The sequence below is a fragment of the Ruminiclostridium cellobioparum subsp. termitidis CT1112 genome, assembly GCF_000350485.1.
In the GTDB taxonomy this organism is placed as follows: Bacteria; Bacillota; Clostridia; order Acetivibrionales; family DSM-1351; genus Ruminiclostridium; species Ruminiclostridium termitidis.
This window is the reverse complement of the sequence record NZ_AORV01000072.1, coordinates 135,592-160,135: the sequence shown is the minus strand read 5'-3', so window position 1 is coordinate 160,135 and position 24,544 is coordinate 135,592. Positions and strand designations below refer to the sequence as shown.

Genomic DNA, 24,544 nt, shown 5'->3' with positions numbered 1-24,544 from the left:
AACCGTTGATGAACTTAAAGCCCAGATGGAGAAGGAAAAAGGAGACAAAGCCCAGGTATTCAATAAAAGAGGTATGGGAAATAAAGCCGGAACCCGCAGTAATGTTCTTTCTGAGCTGGTGAAAGCAGGGACCATAACCGCAGACCAGCAAAAAGCCGTTCAGGAGGCGCTAAGGTCTCAGAAGGGAACCGATAAGACAACGAAGGATTTACTGGACAGCCTTGTAACGGCCGGAACAATAACCCAGGCTCAAGAGGATGCGGTTATAAAGGCCTATGATGACGCTAAAGCAAAGCTGGAGGCTGAAACACAGAAAAGACTGGAGGAAATGGCAGCAAAAAAAGGAACAACCGTCGATGAACTTAAAGCCCAGATGGAGAAGTTAAGGGTATATAGAACGGACAAATAGTACATAAAATATATAAAATTGAGAAATTCTTCCTGATAAAGATACTCCAGACCATAATACCGGATGGAGTATCTTTTTTTAAAATAAAACCATGATGAAAAAGCAGCAGCATATTGTCAGCATAAGCCTTAATATGGTATATTTTCTATAACTCTATGAATCAAAGCAATAAATATGGGTAAGTATCTTACTAAGAAAAAGGTAAAACATATGAATAAAAGGGGTTACATAATGCAATTTATTTTTATAGGAGTTTTTGTAATTATTTATGGGCTGCTGAACTACTATATCGGGATCCGGGGATACAACGGCATAAGCGCAAAGCTCCCCGTAAACAGGCTGCTATACTGGATAATAATTATCTTTTTTGCAGCTTCCTATATAATTGGTATGGCTGGAAGAAATTATTTGCCTGAGGCTGTAGGACGGATATTAAATACTGTAGGCGGTTATTGGATCGCTGCTTTTGTATATTTACTCGGATTTGCAGTAATCATTGATGTACTCGGTTTTATTGGGAGAAAGCTGGATATGATTCCGGGAATTATTAAAAATAATACCTGGTTTATTGCATTTGCCGTAATAGCGGCCGTGGCAATCCTGCTTGCTGTCGGCACCTATAATGCCATAGTACCCAAAATCTCTGAGTATGATATAAAGATAAATAAAAAAGCGGGCAATATAAAGCAGCTGAAATGTGCAATGATCTCCGATGTACACCTGGGTGAAATTGTGGGAAGGGACAGGCTTAGAAATGCTGTTGAATTAATTAACGGTATGGAGCCTGATATGGTTTTCATAACGGGTGATCTGATCGATGGTTCTGTCAAGCCGGTTAAGAAGGGTAACATGCTGGAGGAGCTTAAAGGCATTAAAGCAAGGTCCGGGGTTTACTTTATAACCGGAAACCATGAGCATTACTCCAATGCTGTGGAGGAAATAACTGAAATGATAGAAGAAACCGGGGTTACAGTGTTAAGGGATAAGACGGTAAAAATAAATGACAGCCTGTATATTGTGGGAAGGGAAGATATGGATGGACAGAGATTCGGACATAAAAGAGCCGGCTTGACGGAATTGCTCGAGGGAGTGGATACCAGCCTGCCTGTTATAGTACTTGACCATCAGCCCTCAAAATTGGATGAGCCCAGGAAAGCAGGGGTGGATCTTCAGCTTTCGGGGCATACCCATGCCGGACAGTTCTTCCCTGCAAGCCTGGTTACAAATATGATGTTTGAAGAAGATTTCGGATATTTAAAGGACGGGGGCTTTAATCTGGTGGTTTCCTGCGGATACGGCACATGGGGGCCGACAGTGAGGATTGGCAGCCAATCCGAAATTATTAAACTTAATATTGATTTTGCGGAATGATACCCTCTATTAACAATGTACATTGTCAATAGAGGGTATCAAGGGCTGCAGCACTAAAAATAAAAATTAGTGTGCAGCTTTTTTTATTTTCCGGGTTTCTTTATGCGCGGTCCGAAAATTTCACAAAAGTATCATACCAGAATGTCACTGGCTCTTGACATATGGCCGGGAAACGCATACAATATTATACGACCATTATTTTATTATGGTCGTATAATATTGTATAATGTTCGCAAAAGGAGGGAGTTTATGTCGCCCAAAATTTTTGCAATGCAGGAGAGGGAAGAGGCCCGGATAAAAATGCTGGACGCAGGATTTGCCCTCATCAAGGAGAACGGGATGACGCATGCCTCGGTGGAAAAAGTGACCCAGGCGGTAGGCCTTGGTAAAAGCACCTTTTACAACTTCTTTCCGTCCAAGGAAATGTTTGTATATGAGATCATCAAATACCAACGGGACCGGGCTAAACAGATGTTCATGGACACGCTGGGCGGGCGGGAAAAGATGAATGCTGAGGAAGGCAAAGCATTCCTGAAGCAGATCATTTTCAGCAAGGACAGCATCTATCAATACCTGACTGCTGCAGATCAAGCCAAGCTGTGCGCGGCCCTGCCTTCGGACTATGGGATCGATCCGGCTGCCGAGGCCGAGGTCATGGGCGGTCTTTTTGGTCATATGGAGGGTGTACGGCAGGACATCGATTACAAGGTGGCCGCCAACCTCATCAAAATCATGGCCATCGCAATGTTCCATCAGGAGGATCTGTACTCAGATGCTATGGAGCTGACGCTGAACCGTATGTATGACCTCCTGTTTTCCTGCATTTTTGAAGAAAGCGTGTAATACGCTTTTTTCGGCACGTCGGTTAGTTATAGCTAACTGGAATTAAATCTATTTTTGAAAGGAGTAAGCCAATGAACAAAAATAACAGTGCGCCGAAGGAAAAAACCGGCGTCTTACGGCTGTTAGAGCTGGCCGGATCAAAAAAGAACAAGCTCCTTATTGCCTGCCTGCTGTCTGTTCTCACCTCGGCCGCCCGTCTTGTGCCCTTTTTTACGATTTATGGAGTGATCAGAGAACTGCTTGCACACTATACCGCCATAGGAGAAGTAGATACAGTAAAAATTTATACGCTGGTAGGTTATACCTTTGCCGCCGCCCTGGTATATGGCATCTGTGCCTTTGCATCCTCGGCATTGGCCCATGACGCCGCCTACGATATAATCTATGAGCTGCGTTTAATGTTAATGGAGAAGCTTTCCCGAATTCCTTCAGGCTATTTTACCGGCACCACGCAAGGGGCCATCAAAAAGGTCATATCGGATGATGTGGAACAGATTGAGGTGTTTATCGCCCACCATATCGCCGATATGGCCGCAGCCACAGCCACCCCGGTTTTTACAATAGTTTATCTTTTCATTATGGACTGGAGGCTGGCACTGGTTACAATGGTTCCAATCCTTATTTCCACATTTCTGCTTTCAGCCGGACTGAAAAATCCAAAGGGTGCTCAAACCCAGGTGGATATGCATGACACCAAGGAAAGGATGGAAGGGACCATTGTGGAATACATACATGGGATGCCGGTGATAAAAATATTCAACCGTTCGTTGAGTGCCTTTCGCCGTTACGAACGGGATGTTTCGGACTATGTTGAAACCGTAGAGCGTACGGCACATCACTTTGCACCTGGAATGGGTGCGTATTACGCCTTCTTTGGAGCACAGCTCCTATTCCTGCTGCCTGCATCCCTGCTTTTTATTTATACAGCCTCCTCATACCTGGATTTTTTGCCGGTTATCCTGCTGTTTTTCCTGGTTGGCGGAGGGTTGAAGGAACCGATGGAAAACATGATGCAAATGATGGTGAATTCAAAGCGTATTACCGAAGGCGTCAGCCGAATCGACCGGATTTTGAAACAGAAGGAGCTTGCTGATGGGAAGACGGGAAATCCATCGTCCTGCGACATCACCTTCAGCGGTGTGTCCTTTGCCTATGAGCAGAACGGATCGCAGGCGGTGAACAATGTCTCTTTTCATCTTCAGCAGGGCTCCGTCACCGGTATTGTCGGCCCTTCGGGCGGGGGGAAATCCACTTTGGCACAGCTGCTGCTGGGCTTCTACGAGCCGCAGGCTGGCACCATACAAATCGGCGGTGTGAATATCCGGGAAATTCCGCAGTACCGTTTAATGAAGCTGGTATCATATGTGTTTCAGGATTCCTTTCTGTTCCACGATACTGTAGAGAACAACATCCGGATGGGTGACAGGCAGGCCACCGGAGAGGAGGTGGAGCAGGCCGCCAGAAACGCAGGCATCCACGAGGTGATTATGGCACTGCCAATGGGCTATGATACGGTCATAGGCGAAAAGGACGCATACCTCTCGGGAGGTGAAAAGCAGCGTATCGCCATTGCCCGGGTTTTCCTCAAGAATGCTCCCATCGTTATCCTGGACGAAGCAACGGCATATGCCGATGCCGAAAACGAGGCCAACATCCAGCAGGCATTTGCAAGGCTGGCGAAAAATAAAACGGTGCTGATTATTGCACACCGGCTTAAGACGGTTGAAAATGCAAACCGTATCCTGGTGATGAAAAATGGTGAGCTGCTTGGAGAGGGCACCCATACCGAGCTGCTGGAGCACTGCCCTCAGTACGGCAATATGATTGCAGCCAACGAGCGGCGGGACCGCTGGACCATCCGGAAGGAGGCGGCATTGGTATGAAGAAATTTAAACGCTGGTTTAAAACCATTACCTTTGGAGAAACAAAAAAGTATATCCGGCTGACCTTGTGGAACTTTCTGGACAGCTTTGCTGTGACCATCCCTTATGGGGTTATGCTTATGGCCATATATATGCTGCTGATACCGTTCTCGGAGCCCGACGCGCCGCTGCCGCGGAACCGGCTTTGGATTCTGTGCGGCGTGCTGGTATTGCAGTTGATCAGCTACCATTTTATTCGCCGGAAAACGTACATCGACATCTGTGTGGGTTTTGCCGACACAACGAAAAATGCCAGGATTTCCATGGGAGAGCATCTGAGACGGCTGTCCATGGGCTTTTTCGGCCGGAAAGATGCAGGCAACCTGTCTACGGTGCTGCTGCGTGATTACACAGAGGTGGAAAATCTGGCCTCGGGTCTCATTCCTCAGATCTCGGTGATTTTGGTTCGCCTGGCTCTGGCAATAATCGTACTGTCTGTCTTTGATTGGCGTATGATGCTCTCGGTTGTACTGGTTATTCCGCTGGCGTTACCCTTCGCATTTATGAGCTACCGCAAAATGGGTCACATCAGCGGTGAATTGCTGGAGGCGCAGCAAAATGCCGCATCGGGCATCCTTGAATATGTGGGCGGCATTCAAACGCTCAAGGCCTTCAACATGGCGGGCCAGCAGTTTGAAACGCTGAAGAACTCCTTTAAAAAGCAGCACCGGCACTCGGTGGGCATGGAGCTGGCGGCCGCCCCTGTGGGTATGGTCGGGCGCTTTATACTCAATTGCGGCATGGGAATAGTAATGCTTGCGGGCGCCTGGCTGCTGACGAAGGGTATGCTGCCGCCCTTCTACTACATCGCGTTTCTGCTGCTGTCTTTGAATATATATGAGCCTGTTATGATACTGTTCGGCTTTATCTCCGATTTTGCCCGCACAAATCGTTCAGCCTCCCGTATCAATGAGTTGAAAAACGAGCAGCCTTTGCAGGAGCCCGGAACAGGCGCCAGGCCGGAGAATATGAATATTGAATTTGAAAACGTTTCTTTTTCCTATGGAAACCTGGAGGTTCTGCATGACATCTGCCTGCGCTTCCCGGAAAAGAGTATTACAGCATTGGTAGGCCCATCCGGTTCGGGAAAATCCACCATCACCAGGCTGGCTGCGCGCTTTTGGGACCCCGGCAGCGGGACGGTTACGCTGGGCGGCGTGCCGCTTAAGAATATGAAGTCGGATGAACTGCTTTCTTATATCAGCATGGTGTTTCAGGACGTGTATCTGTTCCACGACACCATCGAAGCCAATATCCGCATGGGCAGGTCGGACGCGACGATGGATGAAATCATAGAAGCCGCTAAGACGGCGGCATGCCACGACTTCATTGCCGCTCTCCCAAATGGGTATCAGACCATTGTGGGTGAAGGCGGCTCTACGCTCTCAGGCGGAGAGAAGCAGCGCATCTCCATAGCCAGGGCACTCTTAAAGAATGCACCTATTGTCCTGCTGGACGAAGCTACTGCGTCCCTGGATCCGGAAAATGAGGTGCTGATCCAGCAGGCCATCAGCGCACTGGTTGCCGAAAAGACAGTGATTGTCATTGCCCATCGGCTGCAATCCATATGCAATGCCGAGCAGATTATTGTGCTGGAAAACGGTGCTGTAAAAGAAAGCGGTGACCATGACGAGCTTCTGAGGCAAAACGGCCTGTATGCCGGATTGTGGGAAGAACAAAGCAAAGCCGGAAGCTGGAGGATTCAATAAAAACGGACGAATTTCCGCAATACAGATATCAAATCAGATGGGTGCCATAAAATAAGGCAAATGAAAATCATATATTATGGATCATAATGTGAAAAATTATGATCCGTAATACAGGTTTTTAAGCAGTATTAGTTTTGTAATACATTTCTTTTGCACAATTTCCCTGAAACGGTTTTATTATTTTTTCTTGGGAAAATTAAACTTCCAGTTGTTTTTTTTCTTTACCGGTTGGGCCGGTTTATCCAGTTCAAGGGTTTGAGCGTATTTTGGATAATACATTTCAACTATATTTTTAAAGGTTATTTTTATGGCAGAGTACAGGGGGATTACTATGATCAGGCCGATTAAGCCAAATATCGGAATAATGCCCATCAACAAAAGTATTACGGTAAGAGGGTGGATATCCATACTCTTTTTCATTACCTGGGGAGAAATAAAATTATTGTCTATCTGTTGTACAATTGTCATCACAATAAATATTTTGACCGCCGTAAACGGATTGTCAGCCAGGGACAGCAGTATGGCAGGGATTATACCCAGCCATGGGCCAAAGAACGGAATAATGCAGGTTACCATAGCAAAAATGGCCAGAATCAGGGAATATTTAAGTCCAATAATAAGATAACCTATATACATGAGCAGTCCGATAAAAAATGCTACCAGAAGCTGACCGGCAATGTAATTGGATAATACATAATCAATGTCTGCCAGGATTTTTCTGACATTGTCCTTATGCGCGGCAGGCACAAACCTCACAACGCTGGGTGTGAACTTGCGGCCGTCTTTAAGCAGGTAAAACAATATGATGGGTATGATAATTATTATTGACCCTACATTGGTAATGGTACCGATGAAATTGATGGTGCCTTTCCCTATATTTTTAACCAGGTTCTGGGCAAACCCGGATATTTTATTGGCAATGTCGGGAGTTTGCAGTTGTGAAAGGTCAAAATAACCGAATATGTTGCTGCTCAGCAGGTTGTTGACAGTATTTTCTGCCTTCTCATACAGGCTGGGAAGACTTTGTGCGAAATCTGTAAACTGGGTTTTTACAAGTGAACCAGTGTACGAAGAAAATAAAACTATTGCCGAGAGCACAATGATAAAAGCCAGGATTATTGCCAGAATGCGGGGGATTTTACCTCTCTCAAGCAAGTTTACAAGCGGCCTGAGAATATAAAAAAGCAGCCCGCCGAAAAGAAGAGGGAATATTATAGAGTAAATAAAGCTGAGGATGGGAGAAAAAAAGAAGTCTATTTTCCCAAACATAAATATTATCAGCAGTGTTAGCAGTAAATAACAGCCATACCTGAAAAATTTACCTCCGAACACAAAATTTGTTTTATTATCCATAGGTACCTCGTAAATATATTTTATACTTATATTATGCACGCCGCAGGCGCCCACTTATGTGCCTTGTCAACATAAATTATAGAGTCAAATGAAAAAATATACAATCAATATTTTACAATATCTGAAAGCGGCCCCTGCAATATCATTGGAGATTTATCCCTATCCAGCCATTTCACCAGGGCCAGGACATCCTTTCTGTCGGCAGCTATACAGCCGCTGGTGTATTTGAGCGTCATGCCGGGATTGATTATATGAAAAAATATTGCACTTCCTTTATTTTTAATATTCTGAGGATTATAGCCTATATCAAAAAAAACATCATAAACACCGTTTTTCATACTGCTGAAGTTTTCTGCAGACTTCCAGCGGCCGTTTGCGGGTTCTCTTTGATGAGTATTGTAATACGGGGATTCCGGATCATCTACCCAGACGTCTTTTGAATCATATCTATATAATTCAAGTCCTGTTTTCACATCGGAGGTCTTACTGAAACAGGTTTCGATTTCGTATGCACCCACGGGGGTTTTCCTGTCCCCTTCGCTTTTGGAGGTTGTAAACCCCTTTTGTCCTATATATCCCTTCAGATTCTTATGTACATTCACCCAGCCGTTTTTGTTTTTTTCATATGTATTGATTACTACGTTTGAGGAATTGGTTAATTTGGATGTTACAACGATCAACTGGGAGGTATCTTTGTCTTTCATAAACTTCAGTTCTGAAATGGTTTTACTGCTCAAGCCGTATTCAGTCCTGTCATATTTGTCCAGGGAGACATCCTGTATTTTATAATTTTTATAATCGGTATCATCAAAATGCCACCATTCGGTGCTGAGCTGCTTGAAGCCGGAGGCTGTCATTGCTTTGGACAGAACGTTCAGATTTTTTCGCTGCTCGGCGCTCATGCCTTTATAATTGGGTGAAGCCTTTTCTGAAAAAGTATCGAATCCTGTGGGCATAATGACTTCCTTTCCGTTTTTATCCACAAGAGTAACATCCACAGCGGCTCCCCGGTTGTGTTTGGAGCCTGAACGATATGGGTTGGCTACATAATTTTTATCCGGCGTGGCCTCCCACATTATTTTCTGTATACTCAGCGGCCTGTATGCATCCCAGATTTTAATGGAATATCCCTGTTTTTTGACAAGGTTGTTTGCTTTTATCAGTTTATCCAGTGTACCTTTAGTCAGGACACAGGTTGGAGAAGGGTAGAGGGTTTTCTGGACAAAGTTGTCGCAGGTGGCATATTTCAAATCAATTGCAAAGTCCTTGCTGTGTTCTTCCACAAGCACAAGCTCAGTCTTCCTGATAGCGGCTTGTGCAGCCTCTGCCGAAGTAACCCCGGCAATATTCATACACATTATTATTGTAATAGCGGCTATGATAAATTTTATGCAGAAATGCTGTCTTTTAGTCATTTTTCAGGCTCCCGGGCGTTTTCTTTTAATTTTATCATATTACTGCCGGTATTAAAATCAACAAAACGCAGAAAATGCTCCGGGTTTCCGCTTATATCAAAAACCTGGAGCATTTGAATACAAATTATATTAATTCAAGTTCGGCCACCGTATCAATATCATCCGGAAGGGGATAGGTCGCTCCATCCGGTATTCCAAAATTAAAGAACAAATCCTCCGGATAATCATGAGTATTCCAGGGCCTGGTTACGGGAATCTCGGAACCGTCCTTCAGCAGCCTGATACTTCCGACTTTCCCTGCGAGATTTTCCACACATACGGCACCAATACTTTGTTCAAACACATGCGCATATATTTTACCGGTTTTGATATTCCTGGTGAAACGCCCCCAGTCGGGCTTTGGAAGCCCGGCTTTACCGCAGCCGTATATACTGCTGCCGTTTTGCCGCAGCCAGCTGCCGACCTGCTCCAGTATGGACAGGGATTCCTCCGGTATTTGGCCCTTTGCGTCCGGCCCCACGTTGAGCAGCATATTTCCGTTTTTGCTCACGCATTCCACAAGCTTACGGATTATAAGCTTGGGAGATTTGTAGTTCCTGTCGCTTGAATGATAGCCCCAGTTATTGTTCAGGGTGATGCAGGCTTCCCAGGGAACAGGGTTTCCACTGCCGTCCGTAACGCCGTTGGCAGGTATCAATTGTTCCGGTGAAGCAAAATCGCCGGAATATGTGAAGGGATTGCCGGTTTTAATGGATTGGCTGCCGTCAAGCCTGTTGTCGATCAGAATATGAGGCTGCAGCTGCCTTGCCATATTGACCAGGTCGGCAGCCCTCCAGGTCTCACCGGTCATATTGTCATATGAGAAATCATACCACATTATATCAATATGGCCATATTCCGTAAGCAGCTCTTTAACCTGACCGTGCAGGTAATCCACATATCTTGAAAAATCTCTTTTCCTGTCTTTGTACTCTTCATTTTCCCTCATGGGATGAAAGGGGTCTCCAAAGGCGGGATAATCCTCATGATGCCAGTCTAAAAGCGAATAGTACAGGCCCACCTTCAGACCCTCGGCACGGAAGGCTTCAAGAAACTCCCTTACAAGGTCGCGCCCGCATTTGGTGTTGGTGGATTTATATTCGGTAAGCTTGCTGTCAAAAAGGCAAAAGCCGTCATGGTGCTTGGCTGTCAGAACAGCGTATTTCATGCCCGCTTTTTTAGCGGCTTTTGCCCAGGCCCCCGGATCATATGCAACAGGATCGAATTCTTCAAAATATTTCTGATAAGCTTCATTGCTTATCTTTTCAACACTTCTGACCCACTCCCCCCGTGCTGGAATTGCATAAAGGCCCCAGTGGATGAACATTCCGAAGCGGGCTTCCAGAAACCATTCGGTCCGTTGGTTTCTATCCCTGATAACAGGATTTGAATTTTGCATAAGGATACTCCTCCTGATTAAGTTTGTATTTATATTTATATTTTATAAAATAGATGCTAGAATTGAATGGAAAAACGAAACGGATTTTTGTGTAAAACTGATTATTCATTTATTTCGGAGGAGATCATGAGCAGGCAAAATATTCTATTTAAAAGAGACTTTTTGGATAACCTGCGTGTAAATATTATTTTTTCGGCATATACACATTGCTGGCAGGGCTGGAGGGAGTTTGACTATATACCGGATTTCAACAAGTTCTACTTTATCTGTGAAGGGGAAGGGCTTATAAAAATATGTGATGAGGAGTTCTACCCGCAAAAGGGGCAGCTGGTATTGATGCCCGCGGGCATCCGCCAGTCCTATTCCACCATAAGTAAGGATACCTTTAAAAAATACTGGTGCCATTTTACGGCAAAAATTGGAGATATCAATGTTTTTGATTTTTTTGACGTACCCTATGTTATTGACATTGACAATGTCAATGAGCTTGAGGAGCTGTTCAAGGAGCTCATTGCCCTTCACAATGATCAAAAGCTGTCGGCAATGCTGAGAGAAAAGGCTGTCATGACGGAAATAATAGCCTGTTTCATTGAAAAGGCAAATGTTGAAGATTTCAAGGTCTCCAGATTTGCTTCTCTGGAGAAAATTGACAGTGTGGTGAAATATATAGATTCCCATATTTCAGAAAATCTGTCGGTTGAGTCACTGGCCGAGCATTTTCACTTCCATCCCAATTATTTTACCCGTATTTTCAAGAAATACATGGGGCTGCCCCCGATACAATATATCAACAAAATGAGGATTGAGAGGGCCAAATACCTTTTAAGGACAACCGACCTGCAGATCAATGAGATTGCAGCCGGCACAGGCTTCCTGGACGTATACTACTTTTCCAGGTCCTTTAAAAGCCTTACGGGGTATTCGCCCTCTGATTTCAGGAATATCAGTCCAAACTCTTTCTGAACCGCTTTGTTGCGATGAAAAGGATAACTGCGGTAAAGCCCAGAAGAGCTGCGGTATCCTTCCATAAATAATCCAGTCCGATACCTTTCAGGGCAATTCCTCTTATAATGTCAAGAAAATATGTCAGCGGAATAATATAGCCTAAATAGCTGATAGCTTCCGGCATTGCCTCTCTCGGGAAAATGAAGCCCGACAGCAGGATGCTTGGAAGGAGGAAGAATACCATCACTATCATTGCCTGCATCTGGTTTTTGGCAAAGGTGGATATAAGCATTCCGATTGAAAGCGAGCAGTATACAAAAAGAAATCCCAAAAGCAGCAGCAAACCCACGGAGCCCGCTATACCGACCTTGAAGACCCAGATGCACATGGCCAGAGAGAACAGGAAACCCGAATAGCCTATGACGATATAGGGGATGAGCTTTCCCAGTATCAGCTCGGAGGATTTGATGGGCGTGACTATCAACTGCTCTATGGTGCTTCTCTCTTTTTCTCTGACCAGAGCAAAAGCCGTCAGCATAATGGTTACGTTCTGCAAGATAAGGCCGACTAGGCCCGGTATGGTAAACTTTGTACTCTCCATATCAGGGTTGAACCATACATCCGTTTTCAGAGATATTCCGGTCAGCTTGTCGGGAGTAATACCGTATTTCATCAGCCTTTCAGCTGTATACTTCTGTGAAAAGCCCCTTGCAATGAGCTGCCCGCTGCTCATTGCCGTCCTGGCGGTGGTTGGCTCTGTGCCGTCTATTATCAGCTGTATTTCAGTATTTGAACCGCTCTTTACCTTGTCGGAATAATCCTCCGGAATGATCAGGCCGGCTTTGGCATCTCCGCTTTTTACAAGCTGGGCTATCCTGTCCTCCGACTGCACTGTCTCATACACCATAAAATAATCCGACTCTGTAAATTTGTCGAGAAAGGCCCGGCTTTCTTCAGTATTGCTCTGATCATACACGGCAGTGGGGATTTTATCCACCTCGGTATTAACGGCATAACCGAACAGCAGCATCATGACAACGGGCATTATGAAGGGAAGCCGCAAGCTGATGGGATCCCGCTTTACCTGTATGAATTCCTTCTTTATAATGGATATGAATCTTTGAAAACTGAAACGGTTGTCAGCGCTGCTCATTTATATCATCCCCCTTCAGAAAATTCAGATCTCCTATAGTGCCCGCAACCTTCTGATTGGTTGTCTGCTCAACATATTTGATGAATATATCCTCCAGGTTCCGCGCACCCTCCATATCAATCAACTGTCTGGGAGAGGCGATGTTAATAAGCTTTCCGTTCAATATAAAGCCCACTGTATCACAGCTTTCAGCTTCATCCATATAGTGTGTGGTTACAAGAATGGAGATACCTTGACGGGCCAGCGAATGTATAATTTCCCAGAAGACCCTTCTGGAAACAGGATCAACACCTGCCGTGGGTTCGTCAAGGATAAGGAGCCTGGGTTTGTGTATCAGGGCACAGCCAAGAGCCAAACGCTGTTTCCAGCCTCCTGAAAGTGTTCCTGCCAGGCTTTTTTCCTTGCCTGTAAGGTTAGCCATGGAAATAAGCTCCTTTTTCCTCTCGGCTGTAACCTTTTTGGGCAGGCCGTAAATGCCGCCGTAAAAGTCGAGATTTTCCTCTACCGTAAGGTCTTCGTAAAGACTGAAACGCTGGCTCATATAGCCCAGGTTTTGTCTGACAGCTTCGGTTTCCCTGGCCACATCCCTGCCCATAACAAGGGCTTTTCCGGAGGTGGGGCGAAGTACTCCGCAAAGCATACGGATGGTTGTTGACTTACCTGAACCGTTTGGCCCCAGAAAACCAAAAATGGTTCCCTTGGGGATTGAAAAATTTATATTATCTACAGCAGTTAAATCACCAAATTTTTTAGTGAGGTTTTCAACATAAATAGCATATTCCATAATAACTCCAATCTGCCGACTCAGGGAATTTCCCTTCCGACCCTCTTTTAGATGTCCTGGGGTGAGATTCCGTCGATTATCAGCGTAATCATGTCATCAATTTCCTTTTCACATTCCGAAAGTTTGAAGTTGTCGGTAAAAAGCATCTTCTGAGCTATGAAGGCCACGAAATTTCCTATGATATTCCTCACTATCATCATGGGATCAATATCTGTACGTATTTGACCCTGGGCAGCCATATTTTCAAAGAATGCAAGTATTTGCTGCTGTATTTTAGTGATAAGATTGTGATATATAACATCCCTTATATCCTGATGGAAGAGGGCTTCACTGACTATTACCCTGAACATGGGAAAAAATTTCTGTACCAGCTCAAGTCTGTCCAGAAGTATGTCCTTAAGTACCGTTCTTAAATCCTTTTGTTCTTCATTTTTAAAGATATTATACAGGGAGTCGATAAGGATTTTGTCTGCTGCAACCTTTATACCCTGCAGCATTATGCTGTGCATAATATCCTTTTTTGTTTTAAAGTATCTGAAAATTGTCCCTTCGGCAACACCTGCCTTTTTTGCAATCTCACTGGTGGTGGTTGATGAAAAGCCCTTCTCATTTGAAATCTGGATTGCCGCCTCAAGAATTCTTTTCTCTTTGTCCGGCAAATCCAGTTCGGATAAATCAATATTTTTACTCATGAAATCGGATGCATCCTTTCTTTTGCCATATGGCGCATTATTGCCAACAGGCGGGGTATTTAAATTAACGCATTGTCTTAATCTTTCAGCTGAATAATTAATATATTATTAAAATGAGTGAGTACTCACTACAATTTTATGATATTCCATCAGCTAATCAAATGTCAAGAGAAATTCTGAATATTAATATGATTTTATTAAACAATATCATTAGTGGTCTGTGATATATAAAACTATAATATCTAAAACGTATATTGTCCGGCGAGAAAAATTTTCTCAGGACAGGGCGGAGGCGGCTGTGGCAAAGTCGGAGAAAACTGTAAAAATACTTAAATATATTGGTATCGGCCTTGCAGCAGGGGCGGCAAACGGCCTTTTCGGATCAGGGGGAGGCACCATTGCCGTTCCTGCTATGGTCTTTTTGCTGGAAGAAGAGGAGCATCGTGCACATGCAACCGCCCTGCTGATAATCCTGCCGTTGACCCTGGTAAGCAGCTGCTTTTATCTGGCAAATCATTTTGTGGATTGGAACCTGACCTGGAAAGCCATGGCCGGAGGAGTTGCAGGAGGGATCATAGGAGCTTTTCTTCTGAATAAATGTCCTTCGGATTTATTGAGGAAGGTATTTGGTATTTTTATGATAATTGCAGCATTCAGGATGATTTTCTGATCCGGTGCTAATACTAATCTCATATGCTGATAAGTAGTTACGCGTATAAAAATGTTTTCAGGAAAGGTATGACTATGATAGTAATTTTGATAGGTCTGGCAGCAGGCATAATAAGTGGAATGGGCATAGGCGGCGGAGCAATCCTGATACCGGCTCTGGTATTGTTTGTGAAACCTGAACAGCATGTGGCCCAGAGTACTAATTTGCTGTTTTTTATTCCAACTGCCATAGTTGCGTTATCAATACATATCAAACACAAAAGTGTTGATTTTAAAACCGGAATCCCAATTGTGCTTTTCGGGCTGGCGGGAGCAGTTCTGGGGTCTTATATAGCTCTGGCCATCAACGGGGAGATATTGAGAAAAGGCTTCGGCATATTTTTGCTGGGTATGGGCTTGTATGAGATTTGTGGAAAGAAAAAAACGCGGAAAGCTAAAACTTAATAATCAATTTTAGAATTTTGTTGTTACACATTTGGGTAAGAAATCCGCAAAATAACTGTATATGAAAAAATATTGGCATGGTTTCTTGCTTGACGCGTTGTGCCAGCTGGTTGGCCGGTCAACTTTTGCCGGTAAAAAGATACTACTGGCTATAACGATACTCCCGCACTAACTTCAAGCAATGGATGCACACAAAGCGCTTACTTGAAATAGTACGGTTCAAAACAAGTATTTGTTCCTGTCGCAGCGACTCGACCATCCGGGTCTCGCGTGCTGCTCAAAGTGACCTCCTGTCACTTTGCCGGCAAAAATCCTTGTTTTTCACCTACAAATTTCAGTAAGCACTTTTACCGTGCAATCCATTGCTTGAAGTTGTACTCGCGTATCGTTATGATGAGAATAAACTATTTATCTGCAAAGTTGAGAGCAACGGAACATATACAACGCGTTATTTTTATAGATTACTTTGATATTTTTCCAACCGTTGGTTATTGTGCGGATTCCGTACGAGGCAGGTGCAATAAGTGAGCAGAAAATTGATTAATAAAGCTTTGCATTCAGAGTTTTTTTCTAACGGTGATTGAACGCAAAGTGCTAGCTTAATACTTACGTATCGTTATGATGAGAATAAACTATTTATCTGCAAAGTTGAGAGCAACGGAACATATACAATGCGTTATTTTTATAGATTACTTTGATATTTTTCCAACCGTTGGTTATTGTGCGGATTCCGTACGAGGCAGGTGCAGTAAGTGAGCAGAAAATTGATTAATAAAGCTTTGCATTCAGAGTTTTTTTCTAACGGTGGTTGAAGGCAAAGTGCTTGCTTTGAAGTGTACGGTTAAAACAAGTATTTCTTGTTATTAAGAAATAGCTTGCGCAAAAAAAATTGTGGATAAGTTCTCAAATAACCCAAAGCCTTACAGAATGGCAGTAAAGTATGATGAGGAATGTAAACAAATCTTAGAGGAATATTGTAAACAAGAAAATGTTAACAAAATGGAAGCTGCCAGACGAGGTATTAAGAAATTAAAGGACGACCTAAAAAAATGAAAGGAAGCAGTGTCCAGACGGAAATCAAGCCACTACTTCCCCAACCGACAACCGCCTAAAGGCAATTGCAGCGTAAATATTGTATCATGCGAGGCAATTTTTTTCAAGCATTGTTGGAAAACGATGATGAAAGGATGGAGCCTATGACAAACGAAGAACAAAAAATGTTCAAAACCTTTATAAACATGCGGGAAGAAATCGCAATTAATCGCTTTAAAAACAATTTGCAGTATCTTGAACTTTATGCACAGCAGGAGAAAACTGAAAATATGGTGGAAGAACTGTTTCAGCGATTTGAGAGGGAGAAACGCATTGCCATTCACCGTCATTATGAAGGAGAAACAATAAAACTATGAAATCTATATTGCAGGAACTGTATGACGGTAGTATATACCCGGATGAACTAATCATTTCAAAAGACCCGGAATATTGGTCGTTAAACAAAAAAATATCCGTCAAGATGGACATGTGGAAAAATAAGCTTTCAAAGGATGAATTTACAGAGCTTGAGGCTTTAATGGATTTACGTTCCCAAGTGGACTCCCTGCACGCCGAAGCCTCCTTTTTGTACGGCTTTAAGTTTGCGACATGGATTATGATTGAAGTGATGACCGGAAAGGGGGAGCTTGTACGGTAATGAGAATTAAAGCTTGCACATGCCATGATGAGAACGATACCATTGATGTAGTCACTACGGATAATACAAAAATGTACCTCTTATGTGCTGCGATTGAGAACAGTTCACATACGGACATGATTGGCCGCTCAAAGCTGAGATGGCTTAAAGACAAGGAACCAGCCACATATGCGGAGTTTGTTGTCAAAGGCGATTTGCAGGATTTTTTAGACCGATATGCTGAAAGTTACCATCAACAACAGGATACCATGGAAAAACAGCTTAAAGCACATTTTGTCGGAGATAAGGCATATGCTGCCGCTATGGCAAGAGAAATTATGATGTACGGTGAATAACGAACATTCCCTAATAGCCGGATAAATGGGGGAGGACTGCTCATGTCGGGCAGTTTTCCCCATTTTAGTGCTTTGTCAAAACAAGTCACTGTGTGTACCTGTTCTGGTAAGCGTCAGAACTAAAATATCGTTGTCAATTTTGTATATCAAGAGCCAGTCAGGGGTGATATGGCATTCTCTATGCCCCAGCCAAATGCCGGATAGTGCATGGTCTTTGTTTTTCTCTGGCAGAGGACTGCCAGCTGCCAGCAGGGAAACAATGCCTTGCAGCAGTTGAAGGTTATATCCCCGTTTCATAATGGACTTTAAATCCTTCTTAAATCTACCCGTTGCCAGAATTTCATAATTCATTTTTAACCTCCGCCACCAGTTCCTCAAAACTTGAATAGCGTTTAGCGTTTGGGTCACGGCTTATTCGGTTGGCTTCTTCCATAGCGGCTATTGTTTCGACATTAGGCACATTCAGAGAAATTTCAAAAGGGATTTTCCCCTGCCGTACGGACTGCCGGACAAAGATGGTGAAGGCTGTCGTCATGTTCATGCCTAACTCAGAGAAAAGCTGATCCGCCTGCTCCTTCAGTTCTTTATCTATGCGTATAGTTAAATTTGTTGTTTCAGACATTTGCAATACCTCCTTTGCTATCATTATATACATTTTAACACAAAACATGTGCACTGTAAATGCAATGCACATAAAAATAATATTGTTCTTCATATGGCTATACCTACTTCATTTTTCCAGCCACAATTTTGAAAAAACAGAGCTGCCTCGCAATAATAGGTTTTTAAACCATTATTTTTAAGACAGCTCCGTTGGTAGATTAGACTCGATTAAAAATTAATTATTTGTAAAGTTCCTTGTTTTCATTTATCTTCTTTGACATGTATTTTTCAAGGGTTTCCATTCCTGAACGGGATGCATTTTTCAGGTACTCATTATATGCTTCTTCTGCGCTGCTTTCGCTGTTTGAAAGGATAACCTTTGCTTCATAGGTCTTTACAAGCTCTTTGATCTTTTCAAATATAACCTTTTCATCTGTTTCAGCAAGTGGATTGGAAGCTATAACCCAGGGGTAATTATCAAACTTTTCACGAACCACTTTGTATGTATCCGCAACTAATGCAGGATCAAGTGTCGCGCAACGGGAATTAGCTTCAACTATTTCTGAGCCGCCGAGATAGAACCACGGGTTGTATTTGGTCTTCTGTGTGTCATCTTTTATGGATTGATTCCATTCCTCAGAGAAGACAGGGAGGCCTTCGCTATTGAGAGTGTACTCGATTCCTTCGCGTCCCATCTGTGTTATTGCCTGTCCTTCAGGTGAGAACATCCAGGACATGAGTTTGATGGAAGCTTCGGGGTTCTTGTTATTTTTGGTGATAAAGGTTGCAGACCAACCAACATCAGAAGTTATGAAAGAAGAGTCCTTAAAGGGTACCATTTCTGCAAACACATATTTGGGGTTGATAGCTGCCAATTCGGCATTTGGAGTTGGTATACCATTTTGTGTACATATGCAGCCAAAGAAATATTTATCTCTGGCAATTGCGGTACTGCCTTTTATGAAAAATGCATCGTCTGCGCTGATAAAGCCGCTGCGGTAAGCTTTATTGAGCCACATAAGAACTTCTTTATAGCGGGGATCCTTTGTGTAATGTATATAGGAAGAATCGGGCTGTTCAATATAGTCAACGGCGCCCATTCCGATCAGATTACGGAAAACAAGAGTGTTCCAGTTCTCTGTAAGATTAAGCGGAACCATATCGGGATATTTGCTTTTTACCTGTCCCATAATATTAAAAAGATCGTCGAAGGATTCCATTTTAGGACTGCCTATATCCTCCCAAAGATCTTTTCTGTAAGTTAAAGAAGATACCATAGGAACAGAGCTTACATTCTCCCAATCTTTTTTTTCGGAATAGTGATTGAGAATTGTGTAGGCAATACCATCACTTGAAAAACCACGTCCGATACCCAACTGCTTGTCGCTGGGGGTCCAGCCGGTATTATATTTTTGGAGAAGCTCTTCATAGGAATAGCTTAATTTGGAGTTGGACATACGGTCAATGGAATTCTGAGTGTACACAAGGTCAGGCAGCTCACCCGATGCTATCATAATACCAAGTTGTTTATCGTCAATGGCGATAGTGGGGTTAAGTGTAACACCTGTGCGTTTTGTGATTTCTTCAGGAATGATACCTGTAAATTTTTCAACTGCATACCATGAGTGATCAATGAAAATATCCAGAGTTACAGGTTCATTTTTGGAAACAGCACTGCTTTCCGATGAGTTTGATTCATTTGATTTGGAGGGGCTGCTTCCGCCCCCGCAGGCTGTAACACTTGCAAGCACGCTGCAAATCAAAAGCATAGCAAAAAATTTTTTCATAAAATCCTCCTAAATATTATTTTTATACAATTAAAGCCGGGATTTGAGAATCCATCAGCCTTTAACTGAACCTAGGGTAAGACCGCTTACAATATATCTCTGAAAGAAGGGATATATCAGAAGTATAGGTGCAACAGCCACGATCATGGCTGCCAGCTGAACTGAAACAGTAGTAATGGTACCGCCTGCGACTGAAGCCGCATAGGAATCCATGTTTGATTGTGACATACTGGATTTTTTTATAACTGACATAAGCAGATAACCCATAGTACGAAGAGCTTTATTCTGAGTAAAGAAAGCACAGTCATACCAGCTGTTCCATTGTGTAACCGCAGTAAATATTGCAATTGTGGCAAGCAATGGCTTTGAAATAGGCAGGATAATCTTGCGTAAAATTGTAAGTTCTCCTGCGCCGTCAATACTTGCCGACTCTGCCAGATCTTTCGGAATATCCTGAAAAAATGAAATAGCTACTATTAAGAAAAATGTATTAAGTGCACTTGGAATAATATAGACAAGGAACGAATTGGTCAGGTGCATTGAGCGGATAACCATATAATAGGGAATAATACCGCCCGAAAAATACATGGAGAAGATTACCATACCCATGTAAAACTTTCTGAAAATCAGATTCTTTGCCGAAAGGCCGTAAGCAACAAGGCAGGTGAAGAAAACTGTTATACCGGTGCCCAGTACTGTTCTTAAAACTGTTATCAGGAGTGCCTTTCCCCAAGCCGGATCATTGAGAAGCTCTGCAAAGTTGTCCAGGGTAAATTTCCGCGGCCAGAAGTATATGCCGCCATAAGTTGCATCCTTTCCTTCATTAAAGGCAAGTACTATGGAAAGGAAAAACGGGTAAAATGTTATGATAAATATAAATATTGCCAAAGCATAAACTACAGTATCAATTATCCAGTCCTCTTGTGTACGTTTGATTTTGTGAGAAAATTCTATAGAAGTTTTCATATGAACTTAAGCCTCCTTTGGTTAAAATAAGCCATCACCAGTGAACTTCTTTGCAAGAGAGTTGCTGGTTAAAACAAGAAATACCGAGATTATTGATTGGCAAAGTCCTATTGCGGCGGCATAAGCATATCTTCCGCTGGACAAACCGACTTTCATAACATAGGTTTGAATATTTTCAGAAATATCTATATTGCCTGCATTTCCCAACAAGTATGACTGGTCGAAGTTTGATCCTCCAAGGCCGCCTCCCAGCAGGTTTCCCAGGGCAAGAATAAGAACAACGGTAATTGTGCTTCTGATTCCGGGTAAAGTAATGTACCAAATTCTTTTTATACGGCCTGCACCGTCAATTTGTGCCGCTTCATAAAGTGACAGGTCAATGCCTGCCATACTTGCCAGAAATAGTATGGCCCACCATCCCATGTCCTTCCAGCAGGCAGTTATTACGGCAATAGGCAGGAAATAGGAACTGCCTGTAAGAAACTTAATGGGGCTGTCTGCTAAACCAAGATTCAATAAAAAGGAATTAATAACTCCATTTGACTGCAGGAAAATCTGGCAGAAGCCTGCCACTATTACCCAAGAAATAAAGTATGGCAAATAGCTTGCTGTTTGAACAAGTTTTTTCATGGGGCTTATTTTAATTTCATTAAGCACCAATGCCAGCAGGATTGGTAACGGGAAGGTGAATATCATCTTCAAAATACTCATCACCAGGGTATTACGGATGATACCTAAACTGTTGTAGTCGGTGAAGAATTCAATAAAGTACTTGAATCCTACCCAACCACTGGTAAATATACCTAAAATACCGCTGGAAATCTTATAATCCTTAAAAGCCATCAGAATTCCTACCATCGGTATATAGCTGAAAATAAAAATAAATAACATGCCTGTTAATGTAAATAGCTGCAAGTGTCTTTGCTTCCATAACGGAAGCAACAATCGGTTTTTAATATTGTTGATCAAAAAATCACTCCCCAATCAGAATAAAAGCACTGAAGAAATGTACCTGGAATTGAAAGAACATGTAGATGCATCACTTAAATTCAAGCCCATTGTAGCAAAGCGGCTTTGTCCGTGTAAATTGTCACAAATTCATTTTACTGTCACTTATCACTTTTTTCAGTTTGGAGATAAACTCTGTAAAATGGATGATGACTGGGGTTGACAGGTGTTTTATACTTTGTGCCCGATAATATATGACAGTCAAGATGAACTTCTGACACTTGAGATTATATGAGGAAAGACAGTAACATTTTAGTGTAGATGTATTTGCTTTGGTCTAAAAATACTCAAAATCTCAAAATAAGGAAGGTGCGCAGATGGCGTTAAATTCACAGAAGGTTCTTGCTGATATATTCAAAAAAGAAACAACGTATAAGGATATGGCGGCTAAAGAGACTTTCATACGCAAGGTAAATCCTACATACCCCGGAGACGTATTTGAACGCCCCATGGGCAAGTCATCCCGTATTTATACTCCTAAAATGAAAGGCAGCATTTGGGGTGAGGCTGAACATATAACATTAAGCATGTTGAAAACAGATATTTACGACAGGAGATACTTCAGAAGGAAACCCATTACACTGGATGAGGTGATGAAAGGGGCCTTTTCGGAGGCAAACAGGGATTATGACGACATGCCGCTAACAGGATTGACAAGACCTAAATACGGTGTGCTCCTTGAGACCGGAGGAAGGTTCGATGCCCAGGCCTGGTCAGAGCTTTATCCGTTTCCCTGCCAAAAGGCAGTAGGACAGGTTATAGTCAAAGCAAAGGATATGGAGGGAGCCGAACAGCCGGATGCCATACATGAAATGAACAGCGGAGTTGCTTCGGTTCATGTGGAGAAAGACAGCAAAGAGCTTGATATAAAATACCTTATGTCCATGAAACGGAATGTGGTGGTGGTGGATACCGAGTATAAAAACCTGGAAACACCATTGCAGTTTAGGCTTTACCGCCATCAGGACCAGGGGCATAGACGTTATATGGACGAAAACGGTAATTATATTGAAAAACCGGAGACAGGCGGAGTAGTCTATCGTCCTGTTTCAAAAAAAGATCCTGTAAAATATTATGATTACTCAGCAGATTCAGATTTTAACAAACCATTTGCCCCTCCTGCAAGCGGGTGTGACGGGAGATTTTTCTGGATTGAACAGGTATTCCCTGTGGACAGGACTTTTAAAGATGGATTCCGCTATGTGATGATGGGAATGGTGTCCGACCCCGATGCAGAAATTTCATATCAATCACTCAAAAAGGGTTTGGGAACTCCTCAGCGTATACCCAGAGATGCTCAAGGCAAGCTTATTTTCCATTTCACCATCGGACACGATGGTGAAATGGAAAAGATGGAACGAGCCTTTTCCTGGGTCCGAAATTCACCCGGTGTTGCCGGAACGGCAGAGATTTCAACAATAGGAACCGGCAAAGCCAGAATATATGTAAGTGTTGTTACATCAAATGAAACCGGGGATTATTTTGAAGAGGCAAAGAGACAGCTTCTCGAAGCGGAGAAAGTCGGATACAAGGGTTTGTATGAAGAAAATCGCAGCTGGTACGATGAGCTGTATACCCGTAGGGAGAACGGGCGTATTTTTGTGGGGAGTCCACAAAGCCGTGATGAGAAGGTTAACAATTCTCTTTTAAAGGATGCCTATTTAAGCTGGTCTTACGGGCACGGCGGCTACTGTGCACCCGATCCTTCCAGGAAAGAGGGCGGGGCAGGATATGCGGCCTTTGATATTGATACTCAATCCTGGCATTCGCTGCCTTGCTATAATGAGCTTTTCACCGAGGGCAAATGGTTTGTGCGTAACCAGTACGAAATAATGTATATGTGGTCGCAGCTTGTAACCTATTGGAAGGATGCATTAAAGCAAAAGGCAAAGGACATATACGGTTTACCGGGCCTTATAATGGGCCATGGCTATTTGCCTCCGGCAGAACCTGATCCATGGTATATAGAAAACCAGACCCTGGATTTTTGCATGGAAGTTCCGGGACAGGTAATGAAAGTAATCTGGAATTTATGGGATTATACCGGTGATGAAGAATTTTTAAAGGAAACTGTGTACCCGGTTTTAAGGGAACTTGCAATTTTCTACGAAGCCTTTGCCCGCAGAGGCTATGACGGAAAATATTATCACCTGCTGCCCACTGTTGAAACAGAGAGCTATGGAATTTCATACAAACTGAAATATGCGCAGGATACCACAGGTGCAATTGCCGTATTCCGCAAAACACTCAATATGGCCATAGAAGCTGCAGCAATGATGAATGTGGACAGTGAGCTGATTTCTGCTTGGAAAGAGGTTGCGGATAATCTGCCCCCATACCCTAAATTCATGGTTGGAACAGGTGAAATTTTAGCAGGAAATCCGGGAGCAATGCCAAGGTGGCAGGCAGGGGATCATGAAATCAACAGTGCAAACTACCCTGCAACACTGGCAGATGAAATAAATCTTGACAGCCCTGATGAGGAAAAGGATTTGATTGTCCGTACCTGTGACACTGTCCGTGCTGCGCATAATTCCAACCCGTACATACTGGTAGGAAGATTTGCAGAGTATGTTCCATGCAGCTACAATATGCCGTCAATTAAAATAGATGACAACAGGATATTGACCGATGAGTTGCTGGAAAATCCCGAAAGGATACTTAACAGCAGATCCGGAAGAATTCATATTTTCCCTGTTGTACCTGAGTGGTGTACAATTTCATTCAAAAATATGCTTGCCCGGGGCGGTTTTGAGATTTCAGCAGCAAAGGATGCGGAAGGTATAAAAGCTGTAACAATTACCGCACGCCGTTCATTGGAATGCCGTATCGTCAATCCGTGGCAGGGAAGTAAAGTTGCCGTTACCGACACAAACACCGGAAAAGCAGTTCCTTTCAGCCTGGATGGAAAGTGTCGGGAAGGTATCGTATTCAAAGCTGAAAAAGAACATTCTTACAGCATCGATAAGGTATGATGATTGCAGCTATGTGTCTTTTTACCGGAGGAG

The 24,544-nt window shown here is 43.2% G+C and carries 22 protein-coding genes and 1 pseudogene; 12 read left to right on the top strand and 11 right to left on the bottom strand.

From position 1 onward, the window contains the following. The 5 genes and pseudogenes from CTER_RS26085 to CTER_RS26065 form a co-directional block, all read left to right on the top strand. Positions 1 to 409, top strand: a pseudogene (locus tag CTER_RS26085) (hypothetical protein); the annotation flags it as partial. A gap of 231 nt (positions 410 to 640) precedes the next feature. Beyond that, complete coding sequence (locus tag CTER_RS26080) at positions 641 to 1,780, top strand: metallophosphoesterase (protein WP_040762203.1); 1,140 nt, start codon at positions 641 to 643, stop codon at positions 1,778 to 1,780. A gap of 249 nt (positions 1,781 to 2,029) precedes the next feature. Next, a complete protein-coding gene (locus tag CTER_RS26075) occupies positions 2,030 to 2,623 on the top strand; it encodes a TetR/AcrR family transcriptional regulator (protein ID WP_004630967.1) in 594 nt (197 codons plus the stop codon). 71 nt (positions 2,624 to 2,694) lie between these two features. After that, positions 2,695 to 4,506, top strand: a complete 1,812-nt coding sequence (locus CTER_RS26070; protein ID WP_004630981.1) for an ABC transporter ATP-binding protein — start codon at positions 2,695 to 2,697, stop codon at positions 4,504 to 4,506. Continuing rightward, complete coding sequence (locus CTER_RS26065; protein WP_004630969.1) at positions 4,503 to 6,254, top strand: ABC transporter ATP-binding protein; 1,752 nt, start codon at positions 4,503 to 4,505, stop codon at positions 6,252 to 6,254. The genes CTER_RS26070 and CTER_RS26065 overlap by 4 nt, the downstream gene beginning before the upstream one ends. Before the next feature lie 177 nt (positions 6,255 to 6,431). Here CTER_RS26065 and CTER_RS26060 read toward each other — a convergent pair whose 3' ends face one another. From CTER_RS26060 to CTER_RS26050, 3 genes are all read right to left on the bottom strand, one after another. After that, positions 6,432 to 7,607, bottom strand: coding sequence for an AI-2E family transporter (locus CTER_RS26060; protein WP_004630812.1), 1,176 nt, complete (start codon positions 7,605 to 7,607; stop codon positions 6,432 to 6,434). Positions 7,608 to 7,711: 104 nt separating this feature from the next. After that, positions 7,712 to 9,022 carry a M15 family metallopeptidase gene (locus CTER_RS26055; protein WP_004630882.1) on the bottom strand — a complete coding sequence of 437 codons (1,311 nt, stop codon included), beginning with the start codon at positions 9,020 to 9,022 and terminating at the stop codon, positions 7,712 to 7,714. A gap of 124 nt (positions 9,023 to 9,146) precedes the next feature. Continuing rightward, the gene (locus tag CTER_RS26050) at positions 9,147 to 10,460 is read right to left on the bottom strand and encodes an alpha-L-fucosidase (RefSeq protein ID WP_004630939.1); all 1,314 of its coding nucleotides are present in this window, start codon (positions 10,458 to 10,460) and stop codon (positions 9,147 to 9,149) included. A 126-nt stretch (positions 10,461 to 10,586) separates the two neighbouring features. Here CTER_RS26050 and CTER_RS26045 point away from each other — a divergent pair, with 126 nt between their 5' ends. After that, complete coding sequence (locus CTER_RS26045) at positions 10,587 to 11,423, top strand: AraC family transcriptional regulator (RefSeq protein WP_004630933.1); 837 nt, start codon at positions 10,587 to 10,589, stop codon at positions 11,421 to 11,423. Here the strand turns inward: CTER_RS26045 and CTER_RS26040 are convergent. The 3 genes from CTER_RS26040 to CTER_RS26030 are packed head-to-tail and all read right to left on the bottom strand — an operon-like array spanning position 11,404 to position 14,034. After that, positions 11,404 to 12,558, bottom strand: a complete 1,155-nt coding sequence (locus CTER_RS26040; protein WP_004630850.1) for an ABC transporter permease — start codon at positions 12,556 to 12,558, stop codon at positions 11,404 to 11,406. The genes CTER_RS26045 and CTER_RS26040 overlap by 20 nt on opposite strands. Further along, positions 12,545 to 13,342 carry an ABC transporter ATP-binding protein gene (locus tag CTER_RS26035; RefSeq protein ID WP_004630867.1) on the bottom strand — a complete coding sequence of 266 codons (798 nt, stop codon included), beginning with the start codon at positions 13,340 to 13,342 and terminating at the stop codon, positions 12,545 to 12,547. The genes CTER_RS26040 and CTER_RS26035 overlap by 14 nt, the downstream gene beginning before the upstream one ends. A 47-nt stretch (positions 13,343 to 13,389) precedes the next feature. Beyond that, complete coding sequence (locus tag CTER_RS26030) at positions 13,390 to 14,034, bottom strand: TetR/AcrR family transcriptional regulator (protein ID WP_004630836.1); 645 nt, start codon at positions 14,032 to 14,034, stop codon at positions 13,390 to 13,392. Positions 14,035 to 14,332: 298 nt separating this feature from the next. On the opposite strand from CTER_RS26030, the gene CTER_RS26025 reads away from it, so the two are divergent. The 5 genes from CTER_RS26025 to CTER_RS26005 all read left to right on the top strand — a co-directional run bounded on the left by CTER_RS26025 (position 14,333) and on the right by CTER_RS26005 (position 17,172). After that, a complete protein-coding gene (locus CTER_RS26025) occupies positions 14,333 to 14,704 on the top strand; it encodes a sulfite exporter TauE/SafE family protein (RefSeq protein WP_004630807.1) in 372 nt (123 codons plus the stop codon). 74 nt (positions 14,705 to 14,778) lie between these two features. After that, on the top strand, positions 14,779 to 15,147 hold the full coding sequence (locus CTER_RS26020) for a sulfite exporter TauE/SafE family protein (protein ID WP_040762201.1): 369 nt from the start codon (positions 14,779 to 14,781) through the stop codon (positions 15,145 to 15,147). A 1,196-nt stretch (positions 15,148 to 16,343) separates the two neighbouring features. Then, a complete protein-coding gene (locus tag CTER_RS26015) occupies positions 16,344 to 16,556 on the top strand; it encodes a hypothetical protein (RefSeq protein WP_004630874.1) in 213 nt (70 codons plus the stop codon). Continuing rightward, the gene (locus tag CTER_RS26010; protein ID WP_004630782.1) at positions 16,553 to 16,837 is read left to right on the top strand and encodes a DUF6809 family protein; all 285 of its coding nucleotides are present in this window, start codon (positions 16,553 to 16,555) and stop codon (positions 16,835 to 16,837) included. Before CTER_RS26015 ends, CTER_RS26010 begins: the two co-directional genes overlap by 4 nt. After that, the gene (locus tag CTER_RS26005; protein WP_004630767.1) at positions 16,837 to 17,172 is read left to right on the top strand and encodes a DUF6061 family protein; all 336 of its coding nucleotides are present in this window, start codon (positions 16,837 to 16,839) and stop codon (positions 17,170 to 17,172) included. The genes CTER_RS26010 and CTER_RS26005 overlap by 1 nt, the downstream gene beginning before the upstream one ends. Positions 17,173 to 17,247: 75 nt before the next feature. Here CTER_RS26005 and CTER_RS26000 read toward each other — a convergent pair whose 3' ends face one another. The 5 genes from CTER_RS26000 to CTER_RS25980 all read right to left on the bottom strand — a co-directional run bounded on the left by CTER_RS26000 (position 17,248) and on the right by CTER_RS25980 (position 21,497). After that, complete coding sequence (locus CTER_RS26000; protein WP_004630772.1) at positions 17,248 to 17,523, bottom strand: type II toxin-antitoxin system YafQ family toxin; 276 nt, start codon at positions 17,521 to 17,523, stop codon at positions 17,248 to 17,250. Then, a complete protein-coding gene (locus tag CTER_RS25995) occupies positions 17,513 to 17,794 on the bottom strand; it encodes a type II toxin-antitoxin system RelB/DinJ family antitoxin (protein WP_040762199.1) in 282 nt (93 codons plus the stop codon). Before CTER_RS25995 ends, CTER_RS26000 begins: the two co-directional genes overlap by 11 nt. A 220-nt stretch (positions 17,795 to 18,014) precedes the next feature. Then, complete coding sequence (locus CTER_RS25990; RefSeq protein WP_004630804.1) at positions 18,015 to 19,562, bottom strand: extracellular solute-binding protein; 1,548 nt, start codon at positions 19,560 to 19,562, stop codon at positions 18,015 to 18,017. A gap of 54 nt (positions 19,563 to 19,616) precedes the next feature. Beyond that, positions 19,617 to 20,528 (bottom strand): carbohydrate ABC transporter permease, encoded by a 912-nt coding sequence (locus tag CTER_RS25985; RefSeq protein ID WP_004630776.1) that lies wholly within the window; start codon positions 20,526 to 20,528, stop codon positions 19,617 to 19,619. Positions 20,529 to 20,549: 21 nt separating this feature from the next. Beyond that, positions 20,550 to 21,497 (bottom strand): ABC transporter permease, encoded by a 948-nt coding sequence (locus tag CTER_RS25980; RefSeq protein WP_004630894.1) that lies wholly within the window; start codon positions 21,495 to 21,497, stop codon positions 20,550 to 20,552. Between the two features lie 356 nt (positions 21,498 to 21,853). Between CTER_RS25980 and CTER_RS25970 the strand changes: the two genes are divergently transcribed. Beyond that, entirely contained in the window at positions 21,854 to 24,511 is a 2,658-nt protein-coding gene (locus CTER_RS25970; RefSeq protein ID WP_004630898.1) for a glycosyl hydrolase family 95 catalytic domain-containing protein, read from the top strand. Positions 24,512 to 24,544 lie beyond the last annotated feature (33 nt).